Here is a 6,394-nt window from a genome sequence, read left to right as displayed (position 1 = left end):
CGCCCAGCCCGAACCGCCGGTGGAGCCCCGCGACGAGGAGCGCCCGCCGCCGCCTCCTCCCACGATGGTCGAGCAGCCGTTGCAGCAGTTCGGCGAGCAGCCGCCTCCGCCGCCCCCGTCTCCGTTCGGCGGCCCGCAGGAGCAGCAGGGCCCGTACGGGCAGCCGCCCGCCGGGCAGATGCCCTACGGCGCCCCTCCCGGCCCCGGCGGGTTCCCGCCCCCGGAGCAGCAGCAGTACGCACCACCCGAGCAGCAGCAATACGCGCCGCCGGAGCAGCAGCAGTACGGCCAGCCGGAACAGCAGCAGTACGGCCAGCCTCAGCCCGGCTTCGGACAGCCGCCGGAGCAGCCCCCGTACGGCCAGCAGCCGCCGGAGCAGCCCTACGGCCAGCCGCCCGCGTATCCGCAGCAGCCGATGCACGGCGCGTCCCATGAGACGGCCCAGGAGCCGCTGCCGCAGTACGGCCAGCAGCCGTTCGGCGGGCAGGGCGGTGCGTTCCCGCCGCCCGACCCCGGCGCCACGCAGCCCGCCGGCGAGCAGCCGCCGCAGGGCGAGCAGCCGCAGGACTCCCTGACCGACCGCACGATGATCGTCCCCGGGCCCGCCGGGACGCCGGAGCCCGAGCCGCCGCGGCCCGTCATCGACGACCAGGCGACGCTGCACTGGTCGCCCGGCACCGACATCCCGGTCGCCACCGGTCCGGAGCGCAAGCAGGAGCCCCCGGCCGAGCCGTGGCAGGCGCCGACGCCGCCGTCCACGCCCGAGCCGTGGTCGCCGGAGTCGTCCCAGCCCGGCGGCGTCCACCCCGGCCAGCCCCGGCAGGGCCAGCCCGGACAGCAGGGCCTGGACGCCGAGCGGACGATGATGGTCCCGCCGCCCGAGTCCGGTTTCGGTGCCGGTGCCCAGCCGTCCGCCCCTCAGGAAGACCCTTACCGTCCGCACAGCGAGAGCGGTGGGGAGGACGCGCCCGCCACCGAGGTGTTCAACCCGTCCGCGCAGGGCGGCCAGCCCGAGCCGCAGAACCTGGCTGACCACACCCGGATGGACATCGGCCAGCAGCAGTGGGGCCAGCAGGCCCCGCAACAGCAGCCCCAGCAGCAGGGATACGGTCAGCAGCAGTACGGCGAGCAGCAGCAGTACGGTCAGCAGCAGCCTTACGGGCAGCAGCAGGAGCAGCCCTATGGGCAGCAGCAGGGGTACGGCCAGCAGTACGGCCAGCCGGGTGAGCAGATGGCCCAGGCCCCCGGAGCGCCCGGACAGGCACCAGGCCAGGGCCAGCAGCAGTACGGACAGCCGGGCCAGTACGGACAGCCCGGACAGCCCGGACAGCCCGGGCAATACGGCCAGCAGGGGCAGTACGGCCAGCAACCCGGCTACGGCGCGGGCACCGGCGAGGGCAAGGGCGGCAAGAACACGCTCCTGCTCGTCGTCGGCGGCATCGTCGCCCTCGTGGTGGTCATCGCCGTGCTCTACGTCGCCTTCCTCCGATAGGACGGTCCACCGGCACGAGCGGCGATCAGGACGTAGGTAAAACCTCGTCCACGTCTTCCCCAACCGCCGTCACCTGGGACACAATGCCGACGGGTCCACCTGCTCCGGGACGACCTCGGAGCCGGGAACACCCGTCGGCGTTTGGCCGTTCAGATCTATGGGGAGAAGCCTCCCCACAACCGAACCAACCCTTGCCGGGCTTGCGTCAGAGGGTGGGCGCACGGTAATGCGTCCCCACTTTGCACTTTCGCGCGTGGCTCGGTAATCTCTTCACTTGTGCCCGCAGTGCGGGCCGCTGTGCGTGCGCGTCGGAGAGGCCGGCAGGCCAGCCCCAGCGCCGCATCACATGAGGCTCTCTCATCCTCGGTGGGCTTGGTGGTTCAGTGCCGCCCGGACGCGCCGGATGGTAGAGGCTCGCTCCCCGGCTTGATTCGGCCCCAACATACGGGCCGGGCGGTCTGTGTCGGTTTCGCGCGGCTGTATTCCCGTGTGGCGGCGACACGCCCGACCGCGTGGGTCGGAGAGGTCGGGAAACCGGCAGGTCACAGCCTCGCCTGAGGTGGTGATTGCAGCATTAAGACTTACCGGCTCGGTACGAGGAAGACGGAGACGCGGTGCCCACGATCCAGCAGCTGGTCCGCAAGGGCCGCCAGGACAAGGTGACCAAGAACAAGACGCCCGCGCTCAAGGGCAGCCCCCAGCGCCGGGGTGTCTGCACGCGCGTCTACACGACGACGCCCAAGAAGCCGAACTCGGCGCTCCGCAAGGTCGCCCGTGTCCGGCTGTCGAGCGGGATCGAGGTCACGGCCTACATCCCCGGTGTCGGCCACAACCTGCAGGAGCACTCGATCGTGCTCGTGCGCGGCGGCCGTGTGAAGGACCTCCCGGGCGTCCGGTACAAGATCATTCGCGGCACCCTGGACACGCAGGGTGTCCGGAACCGCAAGCAGGGCCGCAGCCACTACGGCGCGAAGAAGGAGAAGGGCTGATGCCGCGTAAGGGCCCCGCTGGCAAGCGCCAGCTCATCGCTGACCCGGTGTACAACTCGCCGCTGGTCACCGCGCTCATCAACAAGGTTCTCCTGGACGGCAAGCGGTCCATCTCGCAGAGCATCGTCTACGACGCTCTGGAAGGCGCCCGCGAGAAGACCGGCAACGACCCGGTCGTCACGCTGAAGCGCGCCCTCGACAACGTCAAGCCGACCCTGGAGGTCCGCAGCCGCCGCGTCGGCGGCGCGACCTACCAGGTCCCCGTCGAGGTCCGGCCGGCCCGCAGCACCACCCTCGCCCTCCGCTGGCTGGTGCTGTACGCCCGGCAGCGGCGCGAGAAGACCATGACCGAGCGGCTGATGAACGAGCTGCTCGACGCGAGCAACGGCCTCGGCGCTTCCGTCAAGAAGCGGGAGGACACCCACAAGATGGCGGAGTCGAACAAGGCCTTCGCCCACTACCGCTGGTAACCCCGGCGAACAGTACCGACGAGACGACGCGAAGGACGACAGTGGCTACCAAAACCGGTGTAGACCTGGCCAAGGTCCGCAACATCGGGATCATGGCCCATATCGACGCGGGCAAGACCACGACGACCGAGCGCATCCTCTACTACACGGGGATGAGCTACAAGATCGGCGAGGTCCACGACGGCGCCGCCACCATGGACTGGATGGAGCAGGAGCAGGAGCGGGGGATCACCATCACCTCCGCCGCCACCACCTGCGAGTGGCCCGTCGACGAGGTCAAGCACACCATCAACATCATCGACACCCCCGGGCACGTCGACTTCACCGTCGAGGTGGAGCGCAACCTGCGGGTGCTCGACGGTGCGGTCGCGGTGTTCGACGGTGTCGCCGGTGTGGAGCCCCAGTCCGAGACGGTGTGGCGTCAGGCCGACCGGTACGGCGTCCCCCGCATGTGCTTCGTCAACAAGCTCGACCGCGTCGGCGCGGAGTTCCACCGCTGCGTCGACATGATCGAGAACCGTCTCAACGCGACCCCGCTCGCGCTGCAGCTCCCGATCGGCGCCGAGTCCGACTTCAAGGGCGTCATCGACCTCGTGACGATGAAGGCCCTCGTCTGGAACGATGAGGCCAAGCTCGGCGAGATGTACGACGTCGTCGACATCCCCGACACCCACGTCGAGACGGCTCGCGAGTACCACGACAAGATGGTCGAGACGCTGGCCGAGAACGACGACGACGTCATGGAGCTGTACCTGGAGGGCGAGGAGCCCACGGTCGAGCAGCTCTACGCGGGCATCCGCCGCGCGACGATCGCCGCGAAGCTCACCCCGGTCCTGTGCGGCACGGCCTTCAAGAACAAGGGCGTGCAGCCGCTGCTGGACGCGATTGTCCGGTACCTGCCCTCCCCGCTGGACGTCGAGGCCATCGAGGGCCACGCCGTCCGGGACGAGGAGAAGGCGCTCACCCGGCGGCCGAGCGAGGACGAGCCGTTCTCCGCGCTCGCGTTCAAGATCATGAGCGACCCGCACCTGGGCAAGCTCACGTTCGTGCGCGTCTACTCCGGCGTCATGGAGTCCGGCGCGAACGTGATGAACTCCGTCAAGGAGCGCAAGGAGCGCATCGGCAAGATCTACCGGATGCACGCCAACAAGCGCACCGAGATCGAGCGCGCGGGCGCCGGTGACATCGTCGCGGTGATGGGCCTCAAGCAGACCACCACCGGCGAGACGCTGTGCGACGACAAGAACCCGATCGTGCTGGAGTCGATGAACTTCCCGGCGCCGGTCATCCACGTCGCGATCGAGCCGAAGACGAAGGCCGACCAGCAGAAGCTCGGCACCGCGATCCAGCGGCTGGCCGAGGAGGACCCGTCCTTCACGGTCCGCACCGACGAGGACACCGGCCAGACCGTGATCTCCGGCATGGGCGAGCTCCACCTGGAGATCCTCGTCGACCGGATGAAGCGCGAGTTCAAGGTCGACGCCAACGTCGGCAAGCCGCAGGTCGCCTACCGCGAGACGATCAGCCGCAAGGTCGAGAAGGTCGAGTACACCCACAAGAAGCAGACGGGCGGCTCCGGCCAGTTCGGCCGCGTGATCATCGACCTGGAGCCGCTCGGCGGCGGGTCCGACGGTTACGAGTTCGAGAACAAGGTCACCGGTGGCCGCATCCCGCGGGAGTACATCCCGTCGGTCGACGCGGGCTGCCAGGAGGCCGCCGAGTTCGGTGTCCTCGCCGGCTACCCGATGGTCGGCGTCAAGGTCACCCTGCAGGACGGCGCCTACCACGAGGTCGACTCCTCGGAGATGGCGTTCAAGGTCGCCGGTTCCATGGCGTTCAAGGAGGCCGCCCGCAAGGCGTCCCCCACGCTGCTGGAGCCGATGATGGCCGTTGAGGTCACCACGCCCGAGGACAACATGGGCGACGTGATCGGCGACCTCAACAGCCGTCGAGGTCAGGTCCAGTCCATGGACGAGCGGCACGGCATGCGCGTCATCAAGGCGCTCGTGCCGCTGTCCGAGATGTTCGGCTACGTGGGTGATCTGCGCAGCAAGACCCAGGGCCGGGCTGTCTTCACGATGCAGTTCGACTCCTACGCCGAGGTTCCGTCGAACGTCGCGCAGGAGATCATCGCCAAGGCACGGGGCGAGTAAGAGCGCCGGCCTGCCCACCAGATCACCAGAACGCACATCGAAACGGTCGTCGAGGACGGCCGAGGATCGCAAGCAAGGAGCAACCAGTGGCGAAGGCCAAGTTCGAGCGGACGAAGCCGCACGTGAACATCGGCACCATTGGACACATCGACCACGGTAAGACGACGCTTACCGCGGCGATCACCAAGGTGCTCCACGACAAGTACCCGGACCTCAACCCCTTCACGCCGTTCGACGAGATCGACAAGGCGCCGGAGGAGCGCGAGCGCGGCATCACCATCTCCATCGCGCACGTCGAGTACCAGACCGAGGCCCGGCACTACGCGCACGTGGACTGCCCGGGGCACGCGGACTACATCAAGAACATGATCACCGGTGCGGCGCAGATGGACGGCGCCATCCTGGTGGTCGCCGCCACCGACGGCCCGATGCCGCAGACCAAGGAGCACGTGCTCCTGGCCCGCCAGGTCGGCGTGCCGTACATCGTCGTCGCGCTGAACAAGTGCGACATGGTGGACGACGAGGAGATCCTGGAGCTCGTCGAGCTCGAGGTCCGCGAGCTGCTCACCGAGTACGAGTTCCCGGGCGACGACCTTCCGGTCATCCGCGTGTCGGCGTTCCAGGCCCTGCAGGGTGACGAGCAGTGGTCCGCGTCGATCGGCGAGCTCATGGACGCCGTCGACCAGAACGTGCCGGAGCCGGTCCGCGACGTCGAGAAGCCGTTCCTGATGCCGATCGAGGACGTCTTCTCGATCACCGGCCGCGGCACCGTCGTGACCGGCCGCGTCGAGCGCGGTGTCGTGAACGTCAACGAGACCGTCGACATCATCGGCATCAAGAACGAGAAGACCACGACGACCGTCACCGGCGTCGAGATGTTCCGCAAGCTCCTCGACCAGGGCCAGGCGGGCGACAACGTCGGCCTGCTCCTGCGGGGTGTGAAGCGCGAGGACGTCGAGCGCGGCCAGTGCGTCATCAAGCCGGGCACCACGACCCCGCACACCGAGTTCGAGGCGCAGGTCTACATCCTGTCCAAGGACGAGGGCGGCCGCCACACGCCGTTCTTCAACAACTACCGTCCGCAGTTCTACTTCCGGACCACGGACGTGACCGGCGTGGTGAACCTCCCCGAGGGCACCGAGATGGTCATGCCGAGCGACAACACCGAGATGCGCGTCGAGCTGATCCAGCCCGTCGCCATGGAGGAGGGCCTGAAGTTCGCCATCCGCGAGGGCGGCAGGACGGTCGGCTCGGGTCGCGTCATCAAGGTCATCAAGTAACACCCCGTCG

5 protein-coding genes are annotated in these 6,394 nt (G+C 68.6%); all 5 read left to right on the top strand.

Going from position 1 to position 6,394, the window contains the following annotated elements; translation table 11 throughout:
• Window positions 1-1,492 (top strand): hypothetical protein (locus ETD83_RS01895; protein ID WP_138643285.1); only part of this gene is annotated, 1,492 nt, incomplete at its 5' end.
• A 614-nt stretch (window positions 1,493-2,106) separates the two neighbouring features.
• Window positions 2,107-2,481 (top strand): 30S ribosomal protein S12, encoded by a 375-nt coding sequence (rpsL, locus tag ETD83_RS01890; protein WP_067889275.1) that lies wholly within the window; start codon window positions 2,107-2,109, stop codon window positions 2,479-2,481.
• Entirely contained in the window at window positions 2,481-2,951 is a 471-nt protein-coding gene (gene rpsG, locus ETD83_RS01885) for a 30S ribosomal protein S7 (RefSeq protein WP_138643284.1), read from the top strand. The genes rpsL and rpsG overlap by 1 nt, the downstream gene beginning before the upstream one ends.
• Window positions 2,952-2,992: 41 nt before the next feature.
• Window positions 2,993-5,104: an elongation factor G gene (gene fusA / locus ETD83_RS01880; protein WP_138643283.1), complete on the top strand. Its 2,112-nt coding sequence runs from the start codon at window positions 2,993-2,995 to the stop codon at window positions 5,102-5,104.
• Between the two features lie 86 nt (window positions 5,105-5,190).
• Window positions 5,191-6,384 carry an elongation factor Tu gene (gene tuf, locus ETD83_RS01875; RefSeq protein WP_138643282.1) on the top strand — a complete coding sequence of 398 codons (1,194 nt, stop codon included), beginning with the start codon at window positions 5,191-5,193 and terminating at the stop codon, window positions 6,382-6,384.
• The last annotated feature ends 10 nt before the right edge of the window (window positions 6,385-6,394 follow it).

The organism is Actinomadura soli, assembly GCF_005889715.1.
Lineage (GTDB): Bacteria > Actinomycetota > Actinomycetes > Streptosporangiales > Streptosporangiaceae > Spirillospora > Spirillospora soli.
Note: the sequence above shows the minus strand (reverse complement) of the source record. Positions and strands in the feature narration are given on the sequence as shown.